The organism is Micromonospora humi, assembly GCF_900090105.1.
GTDB classification, from domain to species: domain Bacteria; phylum Actinomycetota; class Actinomycetes; order Mycobacteriales; family Micromonosporaceae; genus Micromonospora; species Micromonospora humi.
Genome location: NZ_FMDM01000002.1, coordinates 371732 through 393581, shown reverse-complemented (window position 1 = coordinate 393581; position 21850 = coordinate 371732). Strand labels below are relative to the sequence as shown.

Genomic DNA, 21850 nt, shown 5'->3' with positions numbered 1-21850 from the left:
TCAGCGTTGAAGGGTGAGCAGGCCGGGGCGGTAGGGCAGCAGGCCGTAGTCGCCGCCGGAGTTGGGAGAGCGGCCCTGGTAGAGCAGCTGGAGGTTGCAGGGGTCGACGGTGAAGGTCTGGTCGGCGGTGGTGCGGATGAGCTCGCCGTGGCTGATGTCGTTGGTCCAGGTGGCGCCGCTGTTGGCCTTGCCGGCGAACGGGTTGCTCTCGGTGGCGGCGTTGGGGGTCCAGGTGCCGCCGAGGCTGGTGGCGGTGAAGGAGCGGAAGTAGCGGCCCTGGGCGCCGATGGCCTCGACGATCATGAGGTAGCGGGTCTGGCCCTGGAGCTTGTAGACCTGCACGGCCTCGAAGAGGTTGTTCGTGCTGTCGCTCATGATGGTGGTGTAGTTCGAGCCGAAGCTGCCGGGGAAGTTCCCGATCGGCATGCTGGCCCGGTAGATCTTGCCGTTGTCACCGGCGAAGAAGAGGTACATGTTCTGGTCGTCGGCGATGACGGTCTGGTCGATCGGGCCGGTGCCGGAGCCGGAGATGCTGCCGGTGAACAGCGGCTGCGCGGACGACCAGCCGTTGGGGTTGGTCGGGTCGGTGGAGGTCTTGTAGGAGAACGCGGTGGCGCCCCACTGGTAGGTGAGGACCCAGATGTTGCGCGGGGCGAAGTAGAACAGCGTGGGCGCGACGGTGCCCTGGTTCATGGTGTTCTGGCTGGCCGAGGCCATCTCCGACCAGTTGGTGAACGGGCTGAAGTTCATCGAGCCCCAGGACGTGCCGGTGTTGTGCGTGGTGGCGTAGACCAGGTGCTTGCCGTTGTAGGGCGCGACGGTGAAGTCCTTCAGCGACACCCAGCCCGACTTCGGCTGCGCCAGCGCGCCGGTCGACGACCACCGGTAGGACGACGGCAGGCTGCACGTGCCGGTCGGCGGGGGCGTGGTCGTCGGTGGCGGGGTGGGCGAGTTCGTCGGTGACGTGGTGGGCGAGCTGGTCGGCGGCGTGGTCGGGGTGGTGCCGCCGGTGCAGGTGACCCCGTTGAGGGTGAAGCTGGTGGGGGCGGGGTTGCTGCTGGTCCAGGCGCCGTTGAAGCCGAACGAGGTGGTGCCGTTGGTGGGGATCGACCCGTTGTAGCTGACGTTCTTGGCGGTGACGGCGGCGCCGCTCTGGGTGACGGTGGCGTTCCAGGCCTGGGTGACGGTCTGGCCGGCGCCGTAGTTCCAGGTCAGGGTCCAGCTCGACAGGGCGTCGCCGAGGTTGGTGATGGCGACCTCGGCGCCGAAGCCGCCGCCCCACTGCGACGAGACGGTGTATTTCACCGAACAGCCGGCCGCCGCGGCGCCGGCCGGCAGCGCGGCGACGACTCCCGTGGTGGCCAGCAGCACCGCGCCGGCCGATGCCAGACCGACATTGGCGGCCCTAGATCTAGGCATAACGCTTCCTCCTGTGGTGGTGGCGGCTCACGCATTCGCTGAAGTGATTGTGTTGTGAGCGTTAACAGCCGCATCAGGCATGTTACGGGAGCGCTCCCACCCACTCAACAAGAGAAATCCCCAACCCTCGCTCGCCTGCGCCGATCATGAAGTTGTCGGTGGACGAAAGCGACAGCGGGTACCGCCAACTTCATGATCGATGAGGTGGGGGTGGGACGGGGGTGGGTCAGGAAGTGGCGCAGGGGGTGCCGTCGGCGCTGCACGACTCCGGAGCGTCGTGCAGAGGGTCCGGGTCGCGGACGTCGAACCGGATGGTGGCCGACCCGTTGGCGGGCAGCGCGTCGCCGGTGAACGTGAGCACCGAGCCGTCCTGCGCCGCCTCGGCCCCGTTGACCGAGCTCATGGTCGCGCCGTCGCCGATCGTCACGGTAACCGTCCACCCCGGACGGGCCGTCGGGCCGGGGTTGCGCAGCAGCACCTCGCCCCGGTAGCCGAACACCCGGTCGGTGACCGTCCGGTAGGTCGCGGTCAGCGGCACGGCGGCCGGTGACGGCGGCGGGCTCGGCGTACGGCTGGGGGAGCGGGACGGTGACGGCGAGGGTGAGGCGCTGCGCCGGCTGGGGCTCGGCGTCGGCCGGGCGGTCGTGGGCCGCGGTGACGCGGCGGAGGTGGCGGGCATGACCAGCGGCGGCGCGGACGGTGGCGGCCCGGCCGGGCCCGGCGACGTGTCCCGGGTCGCCCACAGCGTCGCGCCGGTGGCGACCCCGAGCACCGTCACCGCGCCGACCGCCAGCAGGATCCGGCGGCGGGACCGGCCGCGTCCGGGCCCGCGCGGGCCGACCACCGGCAGTTCCGCGGTCAGGCTGCCCTCGGCGCGGCGCAGGTCCACCTCCTGGAAGGCCAGCCAGTCGAGGATCGCCGGCAGCCGTCCGGTCAGCGCCCGTTCCTGCTGCTCGGCGCGGGCGTCCGCGTCCCAGTCGCCCTCCTCCAGGACCTCACGCACGGAGAGCCGTGCGCCGTGCGCCGTGGGGATCAGATCGCAGGCCAGCCGGGTGGCCCGGCCGGCTTCCCGGCACCGCACCACCAGTCGCCGCGGGGCGCGCAGCTCGACCACCTCGACCTCGGTGTCGGCGTCGTAGCCGGGCAGCGCCGCGGTCGCCAGCACCCAACGGTCGTCCTGCGGCGTGCTGTCGACGAACCACTTGGCCAGCAGCGCCCGCTCGGTCAACGCCTGCCAGATGCGGGCGGGCGGATGGAACAGGTCGACCTCGGTGGCGATCTCGATCACGCGGAGACTCTAAGGGTCGCGTCGCCCGGCCGGCCGTCGTGGGCGGGTCACTCCGACTCGCCGTCGTGCCACCGCGCCCGCCAGGCGGCCTCGCTCTCCTCGGCGCTGACCCGCTCCTGGTGCACCACCCGTCGCAGCGCGGCGCGCGAGTCCGCGAAGACCACCAGCTCGACCGCGACCAGCGTCACGCAGATGACGGTGACCAGAGCGAGCGCGCCGAGCGCCGGCAGGTGCCGGCCGAACGGCAGCGCCACCGCCAGCGCGAGCAGGGTGCCGACCCGGGTCCACGAGAGCGTCCGCAGGGTGCGCCACTGGAACGCCATGTTGGCGGCCAGGTAGACCATCACGCCGACGAACAGCAACGGCACCGCCGGCCCGTGGCCCCGCTCCAGCGCGCCGCCCACCGGGTCGGTGACGGTGCGGATCAGCTCCTCGGCCCCGATCGCGAACAGGATCACCCCGGCGATCATCGGCAGGTAGAGATAGGCGTACGCGTCGCGGGCCATGGCCACCCGCGGGTGGCCCTTCGCGGCGTGCAGCGCGATCCGGGCGGCCGGTCCGATCATGTCGAAGTGCGCCCACCAGAGCGCGGCGGTGAACAGGATCCCGCAGACCGCCGCCGGGATGGCCGGCCAGGTCACCGGCTTGCCGAGCAGGTTGCCGCCGACACCCACCGAGATGACCGACTCGCCGAGCGCGATGATCAGGATCAGGTCGTAGCGTTCGGTCCAGTGTTCGGCGGAGGTGATCTTCCAACCGTCGGTGCCGGCCAGCACGCCGCTGCTGTACTGGATCGCCACCACGGCGATCCACAGCCCGTCGCGCAGCCACGGCCCGGTGTCCGGGTCGACGTGCGACGGCAGCAGCGCGGCCACCAGCAGCAGGCAGGTCGAGAGCAGCACCTCGGGCAGGAACAACCACACCTTGCGCCGGGCCGGCGGGTCGCCCCGGGTGGCGTACCAGTAGAGCAGCGTGTGCACGATCCGGATCACCACGTAGCTGACCGTGACCAGGATCGGGCCGGCCGTGCCCTTGTCCAGGTCGCCGAAGGTCTGCGGCAGGGCCAGCGCGAACGTGAACAGCGCGATCATGCCGACCACCATGAGGATCGGCACGAAGCCCTCGCCCAGCCGCAGCCTCGCCGCCACCGCGCTGTGCACCACCCAGCACCACCACAGCACCGCGAGCACCAGCAGCGCGTGCAGCAGCTCCCGCACGGTCACGTCGGCCGCGGTGGCCCGGGTGATGATGAAGAAGGACACCACGAAGACGAGGTCGAAGAAGATCTCGAACTTGTCCACCCGCGTGGCGGGGGCGACCTCCGTCGCGGGCCCGAGCCCCCTGCGCCACCGGTCGCCGCCCACCGAAAGAGTGTGTCAGCCCAGCTCAGAGGCCGGGTCGGAATCGGTGGGCCCGGCCACCCATCCGCGGCCGGCGCGGCACCGAATCACCTGTGTGACGGACCATCTCGAGCGTGTGGGGCGCTACCGGCTGGTGCGCTGCGTCGGCCAGGGCGGCATGGGGCGGGTGTGGCTCGCCCGCGACGAGTTGCTCGACCGCGACGTCGCGGTCAAGGAGGTGCTGCCCCGGGCCGGCGCCTCGCCGCGGGAGACCACCGAACTGCACGACAGCACGCTGCGCGAGGCGCGGGCCGCCGCCCGCCTGGACCACCCCAACGTGGTACGCGTGCACGACGTCATCACCGCCGACGGCCGGCCCTGGATCGTCATGCAGTACGTCCCGTCCCGGTCGCTGCACCGGATCGTCACCGACGACGGCCCGCTGCCGCCCCGGGTGGTGGCCCGCATCGGCGTCGAGCTGGTGGAGGCGCTGCGCGCGGCGCACCGGGTCGGCGTCCTGCACCGCGACGTGACCCCGCGCAACGTGCTGGTCACCGCCGACGGCCAGGCGCTGCTCGGCGACTTCGGCGTGGCGGCGGTGGAGGGTGCGGCGGCACTGAGCCGGTCGTGGGGGATCACGGCCACCCCGCAGTACGTGGCGCCGGAGCGGGTCCGCCGGGGCGTCTCCTCGCCCGGCACCGACCTGTGGGCGCTGGGCGCCACGCTCTACACCGCGGTCGAGGGACGGCCGCCCTACCGGCGCGACGGCACGATGGCGACGCTGTCGGCCATGGCGACCGAGCCACCCGACCGGATGCGCCGCGCCGGCCCGCTCGCGCCGGTCGTCGCCGGACTGCTCGCCCGCGACGAGCGGCAGCGGCTGACCGCGGGGGAGGCGGCCCGGATGCTGCGCCGGGTCGCCGGCCTGGACGGTCGCCGTGGCCTCGGCCGGCTGCGCCCGCTGTCCCGGCCCGTCCAGGGGGCGGACCGGACGCCGGGCGTCGAGCCGTCGCGGTCGCCCGAGTTCGACGCGGGCGAGCCAGGGCCGGTGCCGGCCGGAGAGGTCACCCAGTCGCTGCCGGTCGCAGAGGTGACGCAGGCGCTGCCGGTCGCAGAGGTGACGCAGGCGCTGCCGGTCGCAGAGGTGACGCAGTCGCTGCCGGTCGGAGGCGTGACGCAGGCGCTGCCGGCGGCGGAGGACGATCGGTCGCTGCCGTCCGGCGCGGAGGTCACCCAGGCGCTACTGGCCGCGGACGTCACGCAGGCGCTGGCGGCAGCGGACGTCATGCGGTCGCTGCCGCCGGAATCGGAGGTCACCCAGGTGCTGCGGGGCGGGGCGGTGACGCCGGCTCCGGCGGGCGGCGACGTGACGCAGGTGCTGCCGGGCGGGGGGCCCGAGGTCCGCCGGCCGTCCGCACCCGAGCTCGACGTCCTGCCGCTGCGCGTGTCGGCCGGCGGGCCGGACCGGCGTACCGGATGGCGGTCGGCGGCCACCCTGGCCACGGTGGTGGTGGCGCTGGCGGCGGCCGGCGGGGTGGCGGTCGCGGGCGTGCGGACCGCGCTCGGTGAGTGGCGCGACGGCACCGGGGGCGGCCCGGCCTCGACGGTGGCCGGGCCCACCCCGACCTCGACCGCGAGCGGGTCCGCACCGCAAGTCCCGACGCCCGTCGCCGTGAGTCCGACGCCGACCGGGGGCGGGGCGGGCGTGGCGACGGGGGCGGCGGGCGCGCCCTGCCTGACCCGGCCGTCCGCGTCGGTGCCGGTGACCGCCGGCCGCGCGCCCACCGGCGGCCTCCGGTTGCCGGCCGGGTGGGTGTGGCACCGGGACCGGGCCGGGTTCGCCGTGGCCCTGCCGGCCGGTTGGACCCGTGACGTCGACGGCGCGGTCGTCTGCCTGCGTGACCCGAGCGGTACGCGGGTGCTGGGGGTGCGGGTCGGGGGTGGCCGGGCGGCGGACCCGAGCGGGCTGTGGCGACGCGAGGCCGAGCGGCTGCGCGCGGCCGGCGGACTGCCCGGTTACCAGCGGCTCAGCATCGGCCCGGTGATCCGGCCCGGCGGCGCGGCCGAGTGGGAGTACACCTGGGACGGTCCCGACGGCCGGCTGCACGCCCGCCGCCTGCTCGCCAACGGCGCCGGGGCGGCCAGCCGGCACCGGTTGGTCTGGGTGACCGCCGACGACCGCTGGCCGGCGGAGCAGGAGGCCTACCGGGTGGTGCTGGCGAGCTTCCGCCGCCCCGGGTGAGCCGCCACCCATCCGGTCGCCGCGCCGCTCCGAATGCCTGACACGTCCCGGCGCCGGTGCCGGGACCGGCGACGAGGAGAAACCGTGAAACTGTCCCGAACCCTGCTGGCGCTGCCGGCGGCGGCGCTCGTACTCGGCTTCCCCGGCGTGGCGCACGCCGACGAGAGCGTCCGGGTGGCCCTGCTGGACCTGAACGAGACCGGGGCCACGGGCACGGCCACCTTGACCGCGACCGACGGCGGGGACCTGCGCGTGCGGATCACCTCCACCGGGATGACGCCGAACTCCCCGCACGCGCAGCACATCCACGGCGCCGTCAACGGCATGGACTTCCACTGCCCGGACAAGTCCGCCGACGCCGACGGCGACGGCTACGTCAGCACCGAGGAGGGCCTGAAGATGTACGGCGACATCTTCATCTCACTCACCACGAACGGCGACACCACCCGGGCCAGTGGACTGGCGGTGGACCGGATGCCCAAGGCGGACGCCCAGGGCAAGCTGAGCTACGACCGGGTCATCCCGGCCGCCGACCTGCCGGCCGGCACGATCGCCCACCTCAAGGACCTGCACCTGGTGCAGCACGGCATCGACGCCAACCGCAACGGCAGGTACGACATGGACGCGCTCGGCGAGTCCACGTTCGCCAAGTCGGTCGGCGTGAACGGCATCCCGGAGGAGGCCACCGACCCGGCCACCTGCGGCATGGTCAGCGGCGCCGCGGCGGGTTCCGTGCCGGCCGGCGGGGTGGCCACCGGGGACGGCAGCACCGGGGCCACCCCGGTCGCCGGATACGTCGCGGGTGGGTTGGCGTTGCTCGGCGCGTTCGGCCTGGTCGCCGCCCGGCGTCGCCTCGGCCGTCAGGGCTGAGCCGTGGACGACCCGCAGGACCGTACGGCCACCGCCCCCCGCCGCCGGCGCGCCGCGCTCGCGGCGGGGGCCGGCCTGCTCACCCTCGCCGCCGCGGTCGTCGTCGGCCTGGCGGTGTCCCGCGCGGACGACGGCCCGCCCGAGGTGGCGCGCCCGGCGGCGTCCGGCCAGGCGCCGGCGCCGCGCCCCGTCGGGCGGGCCGGGGAACTGACCAGCGGGCCGTTGATGGCCTCGTCCCCGCCGGTGCGCATCCGCATCGCGAGCCTGCGGGTGGACGCGCCGATCGTCCCGCTCGGACTGCGCCCCGACGGCGCGATGCAGGTGCCGGACAGCGCGACCGACGTCGGCTGGTTCACCCGGGCGCCGACGCCGGGCTCGCTCGGGCCGGCGGTGCTGGCCGGGCACGTGAACTGGAAGGGCCGCGAGGGTTCCTTCTTCGACCTGGCCCGGCTGCGTCCGGACACGCCGCTGAGCGTGGAGCGGCGCGACGGCAGCACCGCCACGTTCGTGGTCACCCGGGTCGAGCAGCACCCGAAGGACCGGTTCCCCAGCGACGACGTCTACGGCCCGACCGACCACGCGGCGCTGCGCCTGATCACCTGCGGCGGCGAGTTCGACCGGAAGCGGGACAGCTACCGGGACAACGTCATCGTGTACGCGCGGCTGGCTCGGGCGGAGCCGGCCCGGTAGCCGGCGTCAGGCGGCGTGGGCGGAGGCGGTCGGGGTGGCGTGCGCCAGGACGTCGCGCAGCACGTCGCGCAGCGGCGCGTCCGGGTGTTCGATCCACTGTTGGGCGGCGACGCGGAGCGTGGCCAGGAACGTGGCCGCCAGCACCCGGGAGCGCACCGGCACGTCGCGTCCGGTGAGCCGGCGGGCGATCTCCGCGGCCAGGTCCCGCTCGATGGCCGCGTACGCGCCGACCTGGTGGGCGACCAGGCTCGGATGGCCGTGCAGCCGGCGGCGGCGGTTCAGCCAGGGCTCGGCCGGGTCGTCGTAGCTCTCGTCGGCCTGGAGCACGGCGGCCCGGGTCAGCGCGGTCCAGGGCGGCAGCTCGGTGGGCTGCTCCGCGATCAGCTCCAGGAGCCGGCGCAACCGCATGGTGTCGCCGTGGAAGAGCGCCTCCTCCTTGCCGGAGAAGTAGTTGGAGAACGTGCGCCGGGAGACGTTGGCGGCATCGGCGATGGCCTCGACGGTGACCCGGTCGGGGCCGTGCTCGACGGCCAGGCGCAGGGCGGCCTCGTGCAGCGCCAGGCGGGTGGCCGCCTTCTTCCGCTCCCGCAGGCCGGTGCACTCGTCCATGCCGGCCAGCGTACGTGATCCTTTTCTCAGTGGGCAAACTTGCCTGTTGGGCAAGATTTGTTGATGATTGCTTGAGGCAACCAAGCTGGCCGCCCTATCCGACACACCTGGAGGACGCGCGATGAGCGCACCCACCGCGACGGCCGAGGCCGCGCCCATGAGCCGGCGGCAGACGCTGGAGGCACTCAGCGGGCTGCTGCTCGTGCTCTTCGTGGCCATGCTGAGCAGCACCGTCGTCTCCACCGCCCTGCCGAAGATCATCGGGTCGCTCAACGGCTCACAGACGCAGTACACCTGGGTGGTCACCGCCACCCTGCTCACCGCCACGGCGACCACCCCGATCTGGGGCAAGCTCGCCGACCTGTTCAGCAAGAAGCTGCTGATCCAGGCGGCCATCGTGGTCTTCCTGGTCGGCTCCGTCGCGGCCGGCTTCGCGCAGAGCGCCGGCCAGCTCATCGCCGCCCGGGCCTTCCAGGGCATCGGCGTCGGCGGCCTGCAGGCACTGGTCCAGGTCGCCATCGCGGCCATGATCCCGCCCCGGGAGCGGGGCCGCTACAACGGCTACCTGGGCGGCGTCATGGCACTCGCCACGGTCGGCGGCCCGCTGCTCGGCGGCCTCATCGTCGACACCTCCTGGCTCGGCTGGCGCTGGTGCTTCTTCGTCGGCGTGCCGGTCGCGATCATCGCGCTCTTCCTGCTCCAGCTCACGCTGAACCTGCCCACCGTGCGCCGGCAGAACGTCAGGATCGACTACCTGGGCGCCGCGCTGATCGCCGCCGGGGTCAGCGTGCTGCTGATCTGGATCTCCTTCGTCGACGACTCGTTCGCCTGGCTCTCCTGGCAGACCGCCGCCATGGTCGGTGGCGCGGTGCTGCTGCTCGCGCTGGCCGTCCGGGTCGAGTCGCGGGCCGCCGAGCCGGTGGTCCCGCTGGAGATCGTCCGCCAGCGCACCACCGCGCTGGCCATCCTGGGCAGCCTCGCGGTCGGCATGGCCATGTTCGGCGGTGCGGTCTTCCTCGGCCAGTACTTCCAGATCGGCCGCGGCTACAGCCCGACCGAGGCCGGCCTGCTCACCATCCCGATGATGGCCGGCGTGCTGATCTCCTCGATCGTCGCCGGCCGGATGATCACCGCCAGCGGAAGGATCAAGCCGTACATCGTGTTCGGCTCGATCGTGCTGGTCGCCGGCTTCGCCCTGCTCGGCACCATCGACCACGAGACCTCCCTGGTCATCGTCGGGGTGGCCATGTTCGTCGTCGGGGTGGGCGTCGGCATGACCATGCAGAACCTGGTGCTCGCAGTGCAGAACACGGTCGCGCTCAAGGACATCGGCGCCGCCAGCGCCAGCGTCGCGTTCTTCCGCTCGCTCGGCGGCACCATCGGCGTGTCGGTGCTCGGCGCGGTCCTGGCCCGCCGGGTCACCGACCGGATCACCACCGACCTCGCCGCGGCCGGCATCCCCACCTCCGGCAGCGGCGGCAGCAGCACGTTGAACCTCGACGCGCTCCCCGAGCCGGTGCGGCAGATCGTCCGGGCCGCCTACGGGGACGCGACCGGGCACATCTTCCTCATCTCGGCCGCCATCGCGGTGGTCGGCGTCGTCGCGGCACTCTTGCTGCGCCCGGTTACCCTTCGCTCCAGCCTCGATCTTCCGGACACCGGTCGCTCGGTGGCGGTGGGCGCCGACGCGGTCGACGGGGCGCCCGCGTTCGACGGGGTGAGTGCCGACCAGGCCGGCCGGGAGGAACACGCCCGCCGCTGAGGCCGTACCCCAGGGCCGTCGCCGACCACGGCGGCGGCCCTGGTCCGTGCCGGAAGGCACCGAAGGAGGAGCCGTGCAGCTCACCAAGACCGCGTCGACGCGGACCGGCGCGCTGCGCCGGGCGGCCCGCGAACTGGCGCTGGTCGCCGTGCTCTTCCTCGCCTACAAGGCGGGCCGGCAGCTGATCGCCGGGCGGGCCGGCACCGCGCTGGCCAACGGCGAGCGGATCTGGTGGTGGGAACGGCTGCTGCACCTGCCCGACGAGGCGCTGCTGCAGGCGCCCCTGCTCGCGCACGAGTTGCCGGTGCGGCTGGCCAACAGCTACTACGCCTACGTGCACTTCCCGGCCACCGTGCTCTGCCTGGTCTGGCTCTACCTGCGCCGGCCGGAGGACTACCTGCGGCTGCGGCGGGCGCTGGCGGTGCTGACCGCCGCGGCGCTGGTGCTGCACGTCTGCGTCCCGCTCGCACCGCCGCGCCTGACCGCGCTCACCGGCATGGTGGACACCGGCCGCCGGTTCGGCCCCAGCGTCTACGGGCCGCCGGAGGCCGACCAGCTCAGCAACCAGTACGCGGCCATGCCGTCGCTGCACGTCGGTTGGGCCCTGGCGGTGGCGCTGGCCCTGGTGGCGGTCACCGCCGGGCGGTGGCGCTGGCTCTGGCTGGCGCACCCGCTGGTCACCGCCGTGGTGGTGGTCGCCACCGGCAACCACTACTGGCTCGACGGAGTGGTCGCCGCGGTCCTGCTCGCGGTGATCCTCGCCGCGCTGCCCCGACCCGTACCCCCGGTCCGGACGCCGCCGCCACCGGTGGTCTGTCCGCCGCGCCCGCACGTGGTGCCGCCGCCGCGCCGCGCCGGCCGCCGCCGGACCGCGAAGGTGCCGGCGGCGGCCGACGCCCGGCTCCGGCCGCCCGGCCGGGGCTAGGTCCGGCTCAGGAACGGACGGTGCAGACCGTGCCGTTGAGCCGGAACACCCCCGGTGGCACGTTCGGCCCGCTGTACGCGCCGACGAAGCCGACGCTGGTGCTCCCGCCGTCGGCCGCGAGCCGGCGGTTGTCCGCGGTCGGGGTCACCCGGACCTCCCTGCCGGTCTGCGTCCAGGTGGCGTTCCAGCCGCTGCTCACCTGCTGCCAGCCGGTCGGCCAGGTCCAGGTGAGCGTCCAGCCGTCCACCACGTCCGGGCCGGTGTTCACCACGTCGACGGTCGCCACGTACCCGTTGCCCCAGTCGGTGTCGTCGTGGAAGCGGACCGCGCAGCCGGCGTCGGCCGGGCTGCCGGTGGCGAACGTCAGCGGCGGCGACGACCAGGACACCCGGCCGGCGGTGTCGCGGGCGATCACGTTGACCGTGTAGCGGGTGCCCGGTTCCAGGTTGCGCACCGTGAACGAGGTGCCGGCGGTCTCACCGAGCTGCTCGCTGACCGCGCCGAACTGCCGGTACACCTCGTACTTGGCGATCGGCGCGGCGCCCGCGGTCGCCGCCGGCCAGGAGATGGTCGCCGCGCGGTCGGTCACCGCGCTCGCGGTCGGCCGCCCCGGCGCGGTCGGCCGTCCGGCGGAGCTGCCGGCCGGTCGCAGCACCAGCGTGGTCAACGAGTACGGCGGCAGCGTCCGGGTGGTCGCGCTGCCGGCGCGGCCGGTGCTCACGCCGCTCGCGCCGTTGGTCAGCGTGTGCACGGTCGGCGCCTCGTCCGCCGGGGTGAAGCCGGCGTAGTCGACGGTCACCGGGTAGGCGGTGTCCGGGTCCTTGTTGAGCAGCTGGACCGCGAGGCCGCCGTCCGGCCGGCGCACCGCGTGCGCGGTGACCAGCGGCTGGTCGGTGCCGGCCCGGACGAACTGGTCGCCGGGGCGGGCGAACAGGTTCATCATGGACAGTGCGTGGTAGGGCGCGAACGGCGTGTTGAACGCCGGCTCGCAGACGTCACCGTCGCTGGTGCAGCCGCCGCTGGAGAGCAGCCCGAAGTCGCCGTAGTCGGTCTGCCCGGCCACCTCGGAGACCGTGCCGATGCCGTTGTGGACGTTCCACCACTGCACCGTGAAGACGCCCTGTTCCAGCAGGCCGCTGTAGGCGTCGGCGAGGAACAGCGCGCCGGGCTGGGTGGTGCGGCCGGCGTCGACGTTCAGCTCGGTGAGGCTGATCCCGATCCGGTCGGCGTCCGGGCCGGCGTACCGGGAGATCTGCTGGCGCAGCAGCCAGGCGGCGTCGGGCAGCTGGTCGGTACGGGTCAGCGACTCGGCCGCGCTGCCGCCCGGGTACCAGTGCACGTCCACGAAGTCGATCTTCGGCCCGGCCAGGGAGAGCACCGTCTGGTTCCACGGGCCGGGGTCGGCGCCGGCGGTGATCCCGTCGGGCCAGTTGCCGGGCATGGTCAGCACCGCGCCGACCTTGACGTTCGGGTCGACCGCCTTCATCGCGTCGGCGTACTCGACGACCAGCTTGGCGTACTGGGTGGCGCTCTTGTCCGGGTGGTCGTCGGCCTCCCAGGCCGATCCGTAGTGGCCGTTGCCGTAGTTCTCGTTGCCGACGGTCCACCACTTCGCGCCGTAGCCCTTGGTGACGTTGGCGTAGCGCACCCAGTCGGCGGCCTCGGCGGGCGTCCCGGTGCCGTAGTTCGCGATGATCATCGGTTGGGCGCCGACCCGGCGGGCGGCGGACATGAACGTGTCGAAGTCGGTGTCCGGCGCGACGTAGCCGCCGGGCGCGGTGTGCGTCTTCCAGTGGTAGATGTCGGCGTAGGAGCCGCCGGGGTAGCGCAGCATCCGCACGCCGGCGGCCTTGAGCAGGTCGGACGTCTCGGGGCTGCCGAGCTTGGCGTCCCAGATGGCGTGGTTGACGCCGAGCGCGGTGTCCGGCACGGTGGCCAGCCCGGCGCGGGCGTTCACGGTCACCGTGACCGGGTCGACGGCGGCGGCGCCGGCGGCGGTCGGTTCGACGGTGGCGAGCGCGGTGGTGACGAGCAGCAGGCTTGCCGCGTACGCGGTCCAGCGGCGCGCGCGGGGCAGGGATCTCCTCATGGGGGTTCCTTCGAGAGGCGGGGTTCCCGGGTCTGTGCCGCCGTCCTCCCGGATGCCTGCCGGCCCCGGTGCCCTGGGACGACGATCGGCTCCGCGTGCTGATCAGAATTCCACGCGGGACGCGGCCGGCTCAAGGCTTAATTTATAGATAGGAGTCTTTACTGTTAACAAGGTTTAATTTATGTTCGTGGCACCTTCCGTTCCCCCTGAAGGAGTTGCCACCATGCGTCGAAGAATCACCCTGCCCCTGCTCACCACCGGCGCGGTCGGCGCCACCCTCGCGCTCGCCGCGCCCGCGCAGGCCCACGGCTACGTCTCCTCGCCCCCCAGCCGCCAGGCGCTCTGCGCGCAGAACCGGGTGCCCGACTGCGGGCAGATCAGGTACGAGCCGCAGAGCGTCGAGGGACCCAAGGGGCTGAAGACCTGCAACGCCAACATCGCCCAGTTCGCGGTGCTCAACGACGACAGCCGCACCTGGCCGGCCACCTCGGTCGGCAGCACGGTGACGTTCACCTGGGTCAACACCGCCCGGCACGCCACCGCCAACTGGGAGTACTGGATCGGCGCCACCCGGGTCGCGGTCGTCGACGGCGGCGGCCGCCAGCCCGACGCCACCGTCTCGCACACGGTCGACCTGGGCGGCTTCTCCGGCCGGCAGAAGCTGCTCGCGGTCTGGAACATCTCCGACACCGCGAACGCGTTCTACTCCTGCGTGGACCTGCAGATCGGCGGCGGGGGCGGCAACCCGACCCCCACTCCGACGCCGACCCCGTCGCCCACGCGCACCGCCACGCCGTCGCCCAGCCCGACCGGCTCGTCCACCCCGCCCGGCACGCCCGCGCCGGGTGGCACCTGGACCGCCGGCCGGTCGTACCAGGTGGGCGACACGGTGACCTACGCCGGTCGCAGCTACCGCTGCCGCCAGGCGCACACCGCGATCGCCGGGTGGGAGCCGCCGAACGTGCCGGCACTCTGGCAGCAGCTCTGACCGCTCCCCGGCGGCGGGAACACCACCGCCATCCACCCGGCCCACCGGGACACCCGTGGGGTTCCCGCCGCCGGACCAGGCGCGTCGCGCGGCCGGTCGGTCCCGCCGGCCGCGCGCCGCCCGTCCGCCCGTTCCCGATCGGAGGTCCCGCATGCGCCGCCCGTCCGCCGCCGTGCCGTCCGTGCTGCTCGTCGCCCTGCTGCTCGTCACCGCCGGCTGCGGCGGCGGATCGCCGGCACCCACCGCGCCCCGCCCCGCCCCGGCCGTCGCCGACCCGACCAGCGGCATCGACGCGCTCTTCCTCGCCATGATGGTGGCGCACACCGCGCAGACGCTGGAGATCGTCGGCGTCGGGCTCGACCGGGCCACCGACCCCGAGGTCCGCACCCTGATCGCCGCCGTCCGCGCCACCGAGACCGACGAGCTGGCCACCATGCGCGGCTGGCTGCGCGAGGCCGGCCCGTCGGCGGCGGCCGCCGCCGCGCGGCACGACCACACCGGGCACAGCGACGCCGCCGCCGGCCTGGCCCGGCTGCGGTCCGCCCCGGCCGCCGACGCGGACCGGGTGCTGCTCGACGTGCTCGCCGCGCACCAGCGCACCGCCGCCCAGCTCGCCCGCGCCCAGGTCACCGCCGGCACCAGCGAGCGGGTACGCGACCTCGCCGCCCGCATCGACCGCTCCCGTACCGCCGAGGTGGCCCTGATGGCGAAGCTGCGCGCGGCACCCCGGCGCTGATCTCGTCGATCGTGGACTTGTGGCGCCTCGGATGTCGTTGATGCGCCCTTCGTCAACGACCAGACATCCACGATCGACGAGGCGGGCGGGCGGCGGGGCATGACGTTCGTCACGAGTGTGGGGTGGGTGGGGGAGGGGTGAAAGGGGGCGGATCGGGGTCTTTCTCTCGAGGAATCGGCTCGGTGAGGGTCGGCGCCGGGGTGCGGCGGGCGGGGGACGGGGGTGTGCGGCCCTTCGCCTCGGCAAAACCGGCCGCGCGATGTCGCAGGCCGTGACTAGGCTTTCGCCGGGCCTCGTCCCGCCGCGCGCCCCGCGTGCGTGCGGCGCCGCCACCCCTCGGACCGGACCGGAACCAGGAGACTGTCTGTGACCCAGCAACCCGTCGCGACATCGAACAAACTCGACGCCGCGGTGCTCAAGGTGGCCGGCGTCGTCGTGCTCGGTGCGATCATGTCGATCCTCGACGTGACCGTCGTCAGCGTGGCCATCCCGACGTTCCAGAGCGAGTTCGACGCGTCCTACGCGCGGGTCGCCTGGACCATGACCGGCTACACCCTCGCACTGGCCACGGTGATCCCGCTCAGCGGCTGGGCCGCGGACCGGTTCGGCACGAAACGCCTCTACATGGTGGCGCTGGCGCTGTTCACCATCGGCTCCGGGCTGTGCGCCACGGCCGACTCGATCGGCGAGCTGATCGCCTGGCGGGTGGTCCAGGGGCTCGGCGGCGGCATGCTCATGCCGCTCGGCATGACCATCATGACCCGGGCCGCCGGCCCGCACCGGATCGGCCGGCTGATGGCCGTGCTCGGCATCCCGATGCTGCTCGGCCCGATCGGCGGCCCGATCCTCGGCGGCTGGCTGATCGACACCGCGAGCTGGCACTGGATCTTCCTGATCAACCTGCCGATCGGCGTGGTCGCGCTGATCTACGCCCAGCTGGCGCTGCCGAAGGACGCCCCCGAGCCGTCCGAGTCGTTCGACTTCCTCGGCATGCTGATGCTCTCGCCGGGCCTGGCGCTGTTCCTCTACGGCGTGTCCTCGCTGCCGGAGGCCGGCACCGTCACCGACACCGAGGTCTGGCTGCCGATGGCGGCCGGCGCGGCGCTGGTGGTGGCGTTCGTCCGCTACTCGTTCCGGCCCCGGCACCCGCTGCTCGACCTGCGGCTGTTCCGCAACCGCAACCTCACCCTCGCCTCGCTGACCCTGTTCGTCTTCATCATCGCGTTCATGGGCGCGGGCCTGCTGTTCCCGAGCTACTTCCTGCAGATCCGGGGCGAGACGACGCTGACCGCCGGGCTGCTGATGGCACCGCAGGGCATCGGTGCGATGCTCACCATGCCGATCGCCGGCATGCTCGCCGACCGGGTGCCGGTCGGCCGGACGGTGCCGTTCGCGCTGGTGCTCATCGCGGCCGGGTTCTTCACCTTCACCCAGCTCGGCACCGACACGTCCTACCTGCTGCTCTGCGGCTCGCTGTTCGTGATGGGCCTCGGCATGGGCGGCACCATGATGCCGATCATGACGTCGGCGCTGAAGACGCTGCAGGCCGCGGAGGTGGCCCGCGGCTCCACGCTGGTCAACATCCTCCAGCAGATCGGCGGGTCGGTCGGCGCGGCGGTGATGTCGGTGATCCTCACCAGCGAGCTGAACGGCTCGCGGGTGATCCCCGGCGTGACCGACCCGGGCACCGGCGCGCCGGTCACCGAGGCCCAGCTCGCCATCGGCGTGCAGCAGCAGCCCGAGCTGGCCCAGCAGCTCCCGGTGCCGCCGTCGCTGATCGAGCGGGGGCTCGACTTCGCGGCCAACTCGTTCGCCACCACGTTCTGGGTGGCGTTCGGTCTGGTGCTACTCACCTTCATCCCGGCCGCCTTCCTGCCCCGCCGCCGCGAGCCGTCGCACCTGCTCGACGGCGAGCCGGGGGAGGAGCAGCGGCCGATGCCGGTGCCGATCCACTGATCCCGCCCGTCGCCGTGGGGCCGACCGCCGCCGGTGGTCGGCCCCACGCCGTCCCGGCCGCCCCCGCGGCGCCGGCGGCAGGACCGGTGCTGGCCGGCCGGGCGGGAGGCGGGATGCCGGCCGTATCCACCACCGGCGGGCCGGGCTGCGCCTAGGCTCGACGGAGGTGGCGGGCGAGAGGCGGGCACGGTGAGCGCAGGCGGCGAGGACCGGTCGGCGCGGCGGCGCAAGCGGCTGCTGCTGGCGGGCCTGCTGGCCGTGGTCGGGCTGATCCTGCTGCTGCTCGGCCTCACCGTCGCCAACGGCGCGGTCGCCGGTGTCGAGGTGGTGCTCGCCCTGCTGCTCCTGGTGGCCAGCTACGCGATCCAGCGGGTGGCCCGCCGGGAGACCGTCTACCGTGACGAGGGGCGGCGGTGACCGGCGCGACGGTCCGGCCCGGCTAGGCTGACCGGCGTGGATCAGGAAGACCGGATCGCGCTGTTCCTCGACTACGAGAACCTGGCGCTGGGTGTGCGGGACCATCACGGTGGTCGGCCGTTCGACTTCCGTCCGATCGCCGACGCCCTCGCCGAACGCGGCCGGGTGGTGGTGCGCCGGGCGTACGCGGACTGGTCGTACTTCGACGAGGACCGGCGGATGCTGACCCGCTCGCACGTGGAACTCATCGAGATCCCGCAGCGGATGGGCTTCTCGCGCAAGAACGCGGCCGACATCAAGATGGCCGTGGACGCGGTCGAGTTGGCGTTCGAGCGGGGCTACATCTCGACGTTCGTGATCTGCACCGGCGACAGCGACTTCACCCCGCTCGTGCACAAGCTGCGCGAGCTGAACAAGCGGGTGATCGGTGTCGGGGTGGAGAAGTCGACCTCGGCGCTGCTGCCACCGGCCTGCGACGAGTTCCTCTACTACGACCGCCTCGAAGGGGTCGACGTGCCGCCGCCCGCGGCCCGCCGCCCGCGCCCGGCCCGCTCGACCGGGCCGTCGCCGGTGGAGCCGGCGCCCGAGCCGGCGGTGGAGGAGACCGGTCCGGTCGAGGAGGAGCCGTCGCGGGACGTGGACACCCTCGCCGTCCTGCTGGTGCAGACCGTGGCCGGCATGCAGGGCAGTGGCGGCGGTGAGGTGACCGCGTCCGGCCTGAAGCGGGCCCTGCTCCGCAAGGACCCGACGTTCAGCGAGTCGAACTACGGCTTCCGTACCTTCGGGGAACTGCTGCGGCACCTGGCCGCCTCCAACGTGGTGGAGTTGGCCGCCGGCCCGGCCAAGGGCGACCCCGAGGTGTCGCTGCCCGAGCGCGGTGACCGGGAGGTCGCGTTCGGGCTGCTGCGGTCCGTGGTGGTGGATCTGGCGGGAGAGGGCGGCGCGGTGGCGCTGTCCGGGCTGAAGGACCAGCTCCGGCGCGCCCGGCCGGATTTCAGCGAGAAGAAGCTCGGCTACCGCAGCTTCCTGCAGTTCTGCAAGGCCGCCGCCACCGACGGGGCGGTGGACCTGCGCTGGAGCGCCGACGACGGCGACTACCTGCTCAGTCCGCAGCCGTCCTGACCGAACCGGCGTCGCCGGCCACGGCGGGTGACCCGTCGCGGCTACCCGGTCCGGCCGGGGGCTGCGGTCGGGCTCGGGTCGGCCGGCGGGCTCGGCGCGCCGGTCGGGCTGGTGACGACGGTGGGGCTGGTGACGACGGTGGGGCTGGGAGTCGCCGGGGAGGGCGGAACCTGACTCGGGACCGGGTCGGTCGGTGTGGCCGGTGGCGGCGTCGGCGCCGACGACCGGCCGGGAACGGCCGTCGAGCCCGGGGCGACGACCCGCGTACCGTTCCGGCCTGCCGCGGTGGCCGGCGACGGCCGGGTGGGCGGGCGATCCGGCCGGGGCGGCGTGCGGGGAGCCCCGGGACCACCGGTCGCCCGCGGATCGACCGGGGGCACGACCGGCGTCGGCGTGTCCGGGGCCGTGCCGACCCGGCCGCTCCCGACCGGCGCGGGCGCCGCGGAGCGGGCCGACGACTGGTTCGGCCCGGCGGTCGCCGGCCAGGTGCCGGCCGAGGTGACCCCGAGCAGGACGGCCACCACCGCGATGCCGGCCGCCACCAGTCGTCCCGGCGGCATCCGGTCGGGTGGGGCGTCGGCGGGGCCCAGCGGGCGGGGCGGCCGTGGCCGGGCGGCCCGGTGGGCGGCGCGCAACGCCTCGACGTCCTGCGCGACCGCGCTTCTCGCCCCGGTCGCGTCGGCGTGGGCGAGCGTCAGGTAGAACCGGGTGTTCGCGGCGCCGGGCGCCGGCACCCGCAACCCGCACGGGGGTGCGCCGTCGGCGCGGTGCAGCAGCGTCACCGGGCGGTCGGGGTGGTGCCCGGCGCCCCGCAGCTCCCGCAGGGGCCAGTCCTGGCGGCCGTCCCGGCCGGCGAAGACCACCCGCCGGTCGGTCACCACGGCGGCGCCGGTGTCGACCACGCGCAGCCCGGCCGGCAGCGGGCCGTCGACCGGGTCGAGGCGTCCGACCAGCGTCCCGGCGGGTGCGGGCAGGCCGGCCAGGTGCCGGGCGGTGGCCTCCACCAGCTCGACGACGGGCAGGATGCGGTAGACGACCTCGCCGTCGTCCAGCGGCACGGGCAGCGGCGTGCCGGGCAGCGCGCATCCGTGGAACCCGTCCGCCTCGATCCGCAGCCGGTCGAGGTGGTCCGCCCGGCGGCGCCAGCCGCGCGCCGCCGTCTCGTACGCCCGACGCCGGAGTTCGTTCTCGCGCCGCGCCCAGGCCAGCCGTCGCGCCGGATGGGACCCGAGCGGGTCGGGTCGTCTCGCCGTCACGCCCGGTACAACGCCGGCCACCGGTACGCGGACACGTGAGCGTGGCTATCATCCGCATTGGTGGCGTTATGCCCGCGCCTAGACTCGGGCCATGCCGCGGATCGTCCAGTTGCTGGCCTCGCCGGTGCACCGCTACGTCGGCCGGCCGGCGGACGGTCCCGCCCCGGCACCCCCCGACGAGCTGGTCGGCGAGGTGCGACTCCGGGCCGGCCTGGGCGTCGTCGGTGACCGCTACTTCGGCCGGCCGGCGCACCGCACGGCGAGCGTCACCCTGATCGCGCAGGAGTCGCTGCCCGCCGGCGCCGACCTCACCCAGCTCCGGCGCAATGTGCTGACCCGCGGCATCGCGGTCGACGAGCTGGTCGGCCGGGTGCTCACCCTGGACTCCGGCGACGGTCCGGTCCGCCTGCGCGTGCACCGGGCCGCACCGCCCTGCGCCTGGCTGGACGTGGTGGTCGCGCCCGGCACCTGGACGGCGATGCGCCGCCGCGCCGGCGTACGCGCCGAGCCGCTCACCGACGGCGTCCTGCGGGTCGGGCCGGTCACGGTCGCCGTCGGCGACTGACCCCGTCCGGGAACTTTCCCGGCCCGCCGGCCGACCAACCTCGGGGTCACCGATCGCCGGATCGGCGGCGAGGTGACGGAGAGGACGCCAGGGATGAACCGAGCGACGCCCGCATCCGTACCGTCCGGCATGACGGTGCCGGACCGGCGGGCGGGCCGCGGATGAGCCCGGACGCCGACGACGAGCAGGTGACCCGGTGGGCGCACCAGGCCGGCCGGGGCGACCAGGTGGCCGCCGCCGCGTTCGTCCGGGCGCTCCAGGGCCCGGTGTGGCGGTTCCTCGCCCACCTGGCCGGTCCCGCCGAGGCCGACGACCTGGCCCAGGAGACGTTCCTGCGCGCGCTGCGCAGCCTGCCCGGATTCGCCGGGCGGTCCTCGGCCCGCACCTGGATCTTCACCATCGCCCGCCGGGTCGCCGTGGACCACGTCCGCGCCGCGACCGTCCGCCCCCGGGTGGCCGCGCTGCCGGACTGGCAGACCGCCGCCGAGGCGGCCGGGGCGGTCACCGTAGGCGGAGACGACGGCGTCGCGCTGCGTGGGCTCATCGCCGGGCTCGCCCCGGACCGGCGGGAGGCGTTCGTCGCCACCCAGGTGCTCGGCCTCTCCTACGCCGAGGCCGCCGAGGTGTGCGGCTGCCCGGTCGGCACCATCCGGTCGCGGGTCGCCCGCGCCCGCGAGGACCTGGTCGCGGCCTGGTCCGGCGACCTCCGGGACCGCCGGGCCCGCTGAGCCGCCCCCACCGCCGGCCGGCAGGCGCGCGTCGCCCGCCCGCCCGGCCCGCAGCGTCCGTCGACGGTCGCGGCCGGTGCGGGCGTCAGGCGGCGCGCCGGTCGCGGGCCTGCGCGGTGTACGGGCCGGGCGGCACCAGCCGCAGCGGCGCCGGGGCGGCCGGCTCGTCGGTACGCAGCGCCCAGCGCGAGCCGGCCGACCGGCGCCGGCCGGGCGGCGTGTCCCCGGGACGCAGCCCGGGCCGGGACAGCAGCAGCATCACCGCCCAGCCGACCAGCAGGAAACCGTGGCTGACCAGCCGGGTCATCGCCACCTGCCCGGTGATCAGGTCGTTCACCGACAGCAGCACCAGCGTGGCGACGAACGCGCTGAGCATCGGCAGCAGCCCGGACGGGGTGGACCGGCGCAGCGCGACGTAGAGGAAACCGGCGCCGACCGCCACGTTCCACGCCGCCGACTCGTGCCACAGGTGCTGGCCGGAGGTGTGCGCGTGCGCGACCACCGCCTCCCGGCCGATCTGCGCCAGGCCGAGCACCAGCTGCACCGCGCCGAGCAGGCCGAGCGCCGCGCGCAGCCCCCACACCACCCGCTGGCGCCGGCTCGGCCGGGGCGGCGGCGCGGCGGCCAGCACGGACGCCACCAGGTCGGGCACCTGCGGGGCGAGCTGCGTGCGGGCGCGCCGGGTGACCGCCGCGGCCGAGTCGAACCAGCCCCGGCACCCGGCGCAGCCGCTCAGGTGCGCCTCGGCCGCCTCGGTCTCGGCCCGGGACGCCTCACCGTCCAGCTCGGCCGACAGGATCTCCCGCCACTGCTCACACGCCATGTAGGGATAGTCGTCCGGACCCCCC

The 21850-nt window shown here is 74.4% G+C and carries 19 protein-coding genes; 12 read left to right on the top strand and 7 right to left on the bottom strand.

All coding sequences use genetic code 11. The annotated features are described in order from the left end of the window. The 3 genes from GA0070213_RS04890 to GA0070213_RS04880 form a co-directional block, all read right to left on the bottom strand. Window positions 1-1419 (bottom strand): non-reducing end alpha-L-arabinofuranosidase family hydrolase, encoded by a 1419-nt coding sequence (locus tag GA0070213_RS04890; RefSeq protein WP_091057912.1) that lies wholly within the window; start codon window positions 1417-1419, stop codon window positions 1-3. Window positions 1420-1645: 226 nt separating this feature from the next. Further along, on the bottom strand, window positions 1646-2707 hold the full coding sequence (locus GA0070213_RS04885) for an SRPBCC domain-containing protein (protein ID WP_091057907.1): 1062 nt from the start codon (window positions 2705-2707) through the stop codon (window positions 1646-1648). 47 nt (window positions 2708-2754) lie between these two features. Then, entirely contained in the window at window positions 2755-4071 is a 1317-nt protein-coding gene (locus GA0070213_RS04880; protein WP_091057903.1) for a low temperature requirement protein A, read from the bottom strand. 91 nt (window positions 4072-4162) lie between these two features. Between GA0070213_RS04880 and GA0070213_RS04875 the strand changes: the two genes are divergently transcribed. The 3 genes from GA0070213_RS04875 to GA0070213_RS04865 all read left to right on the top strand — a co-directional run bounded on the left by GA0070213_RS04875 (window position 4163) and on the right by GA0070213_RS04865 (window position 7849). Next, complete coding sequence (locus GA0070213_RS04875; RefSeq protein WP_175441202.1) at window positions 4163-6289, top strand: serine/threonine-protein kinase; 2127 nt, start codon at window positions 4163-4165, stop codon at window positions 6287-6289. A gap of 84 nt (window positions 6290-6373) precedes the next feature. Further along, entirely contained in the window at window positions 6374-7159 is a 786-nt protein-coding gene (locus tag GA0070213_RS04870; protein ID WP_091057897.1) for a hypothetical protein, read from the top strand. Window positions 7160-7162: 3 nt separating this feature from the next. Then, on the top strand, window positions 7163-7849 hold the full coding sequence (locus GA0070213_RS04865) for a class F sortase (RefSeq protein ID WP_091057894.1): 687 nt from the start codon (window positions 7163-7165) through the stop codon (window positions 7847-7849). 6 nt (window positions 7850-7855) lie between these two features. On the opposite strand, the gene GA0070213_RS04860 is transcribed toward GA0070213_RS04865, so the two are convergent. Beyond that, window positions 7856-8458 carry a TetR/AcrR family transcriptional regulator gene (locus GA0070213_RS04860; protein WP_091057890.1) on the bottom strand — a complete coding sequence of 201 codons (603 nt, stop codon included), beginning with the start codon at window positions 8456-8458 and terminating at the stop codon, window positions 7856-7858. A gap of 121 nt (window positions 8459-8579) precedes the next feature. Here GA0070213_RS04860 and GA0070213_RS04855 point away from each other — a divergent pair, with 121 nt between their 5' ends. Beyond that, window positions 8580-10220 (top strand): MDR family MFS transporter, encoded by a 1641-nt coding sequence (locus GA0070213_RS04855; protein ID WP_091057886.1) that lies wholly within the window; start codon window positions 8580-8582, stop codon window positions 10218-10220. A gap of 73 nt (window positions 10221-10293) precedes the next feature. Beyond that, window positions 10294-11145, top strand: a complete 852-nt coding sequence (locus GA0070213_RS04850) for a phosphatase PAP2 family protein (RefSeq protein WP_091057882.1) — start codon at window positions 10294-10296, stop codon at window positions 11143-11145. A 7-nt stretch (window positions 11146-11152) separates the two neighbouring features. Here GA0070213_RS04850 and GA0070213_RS04845 read toward each other — a convergent pair whose 3' ends face one another. Next, window positions 11153-13234: a cellulose binding domain-containing protein gene (locus GA0070213_RS04845; protein ID WP_091057879.1), complete on the bottom strand. Its 2082-nt coding sequence runs from the start codon at window positions 13232-13234 to the stop codon at window positions 11153-11155. A 223-nt stretch (window positions 13235-13457) separates the two neighbouring features. Between GA0070213_RS04845 and GA0070213_RS04840 the strand changes: the two genes are divergently transcribed. The 5 genes from GA0070213_RS04840 (at window position 13458) to GA0070213_RS04820 (ending at window position 18453) form a co-directional block, all read left to right on the top strand. Then, window positions 13458-14222 (top strand): lytic polysaccharide monooxygenase, encoded by a 765-nt coding sequence (locus GA0070213_RS04840; protein WP_091057875.1) that lies wholly within the window; start codon window positions 13458-13460, stop codon window positions 14220-14222. Window positions 14223-14373: 151 nt separating this feature from the next. Continuing rightward, window positions 14374-14958 carry a DUF305 domain-containing protein gene (locus GA0070213_RS04835; RefSeq protein WP_091057872.1) on the top strand — a complete coding sequence of 195 codons (585 nt, stop codon included), beginning with the start codon at window positions 14374-14376 and terminating at the stop codon, window positions 14956-14958. Window positions 14959-15324: 366 nt separating this feature from the next. Beyond that, window positions 15325-16914, top strand: a complete 1590-nt coding sequence (locus GA0070213_RS04830; RefSeq protein WP_091057868.1) for a DHA2 family efflux MFS transporter permease subunit — start codon at window positions 15325-15327, stop codon at window positions 16912-16914. A gap of 189 nt (window positions 16915-17103) precedes the next feature. Next, complete coding sequence (locus GA0070213_RS04825) at window positions 17104-17331, top strand: hypothetical protein (protein ID WP_091057865.1); 228 nt, start codon at window positions 17104-17106, stop codon at window positions 17329-17331. A gap of 36 nt (window positions 17332-17367) precedes the next feature. Then, on the top strand, window positions 17368-18453 hold the full coding sequence (locus GA0070213_RS04820) for an NYN domain-containing protein (RefSeq protein WP_091057863.1): 1086 nt from the start codon (window positions 17368-17370) through the stop codon (window positions 18451-18453). Window positions 18454-18494: 41 nt separating this feature from the next. Here the strand turns inward: GA0070213_RS04820 and GA0070213_RS04815 are convergent, their stop codons facing one another. Further along, window positions 18495-19709, bottom strand: coding sequence for a hypothetical protein (locus GA0070213_RS04815; RefSeq protein WP_139128619.1), 1215 nt, complete (start codon window positions 19707-19709; stop codon window positions 18495-18497). A gap of 91 nt (window positions 19710-19800) precedes the next feature. On the opposite strand from GA0070213_RS04815, the gene GA0070213_RS04810 reads away from it, so the two are divergent. Both GA0070213_RS04810 and GA0070213_RS04805 read left to right on the top strand, forming a co-directional pair. Next, entirely contained in the window at window positions 19801-20274 is a 474-nt protein-coding gene (locus tag GA0070213_RS04810; RefSeq protein WP_091057857.1) for a molybdenum cofactor biosysynthesis protein, read from the top strand. A 161-nt stretch (window positions 20275-20435) separates the two neighbouring features. Beyond that, entirely contained in the window at window positions 20436-21002 is a 567-nt protein-coding gene (locus GA0070213_RS04805) for a sigma-70 family RNA polymerase sigma factor (protein WP_091057854.1), read from the top strand. Window positions 21003-21087: 85 nt separating this feature from the next. Here the strand turns inward: GA0070213_RS04805 and GA0070213_RS04800 are convergent, their stop codons facing one another. Beyond that, window positions 21088-21825, bottom strand: coding sequence for a zf-HC2 domain-containing protein (locus tag GA0070213_RS04800; protein WP_091057851.1), 738 nt, complete (start codon window positions 21823-21825; stop codon window positions 21088-21090). Window positions 21826-21850: the final 25 nt, after the last annotated feature.

Coding starts and splice junctions, on each gene's coding strand:
- GA0070213_RS04810 (WP_091057857.1), top strand. CDS start 19,801: ATGCCGCGGATCGTCCAGTTGCTGGCCTCGCCGGTGCACCGCTACGTC.
- GA0070213_RS04845 (WP_091057879.1), bottom strand. CDS start 13,234: ATGAGGAGATCCCTGCCCCGCGCGCGCCGCTGGACCGCGTACGCGGCA.
- GA0070213_RS04860 (WP_091057890.1), bottom strand. CDS start 8,458: ATGGACGAGTGCACCGGCCTGCGGGAGCGGAAGAAGGCGGCCACCCGC.
- GA0070213_RS04890 (WP_091057912.1), bottom strand. CDS start 1,419: ATGCCTAGATCTAGGGCCGCCAATGTCGGTCTGGCATCGGCCGGCGCG.
- GA0070213_RS04840 (WP_091057875.1), top strand. CDS start 13,458: ATGCGTCGAAGAATCACCCTGCCCCTGCTCACCACCGGCGCGGTCGGC.
- GA0070213_RS04800 (WP_091057851.1), bottom strand. CDS start 21,825: ATGGCGTGTGAGCAGTGGCGGGAGATCCTGTCGGCCGAGCTGGACGGT.
- GA0070213_RS04855 (WP_091057886.1), top strand. CDS start 8,580: ATGAGCGCACCCACCGCGACGGCCGAGGCCGCGCCCATGAGCCGGCGG.
- GA0070213_RS04835 (WP_091057872.1), top strand. CDS start 14,374: ATGCGCCGCCCGTCCGCCGCCGTGCCGTCCGTGCTGCTCGTCGCCCTG.
- GA0070213_RS04805 (WP_091057854.1), top strand. CDS start 20,436: ATGAGCCCGGACGCCGACGACGAGCAGGTGACCCGGTGGGCGCACCAG.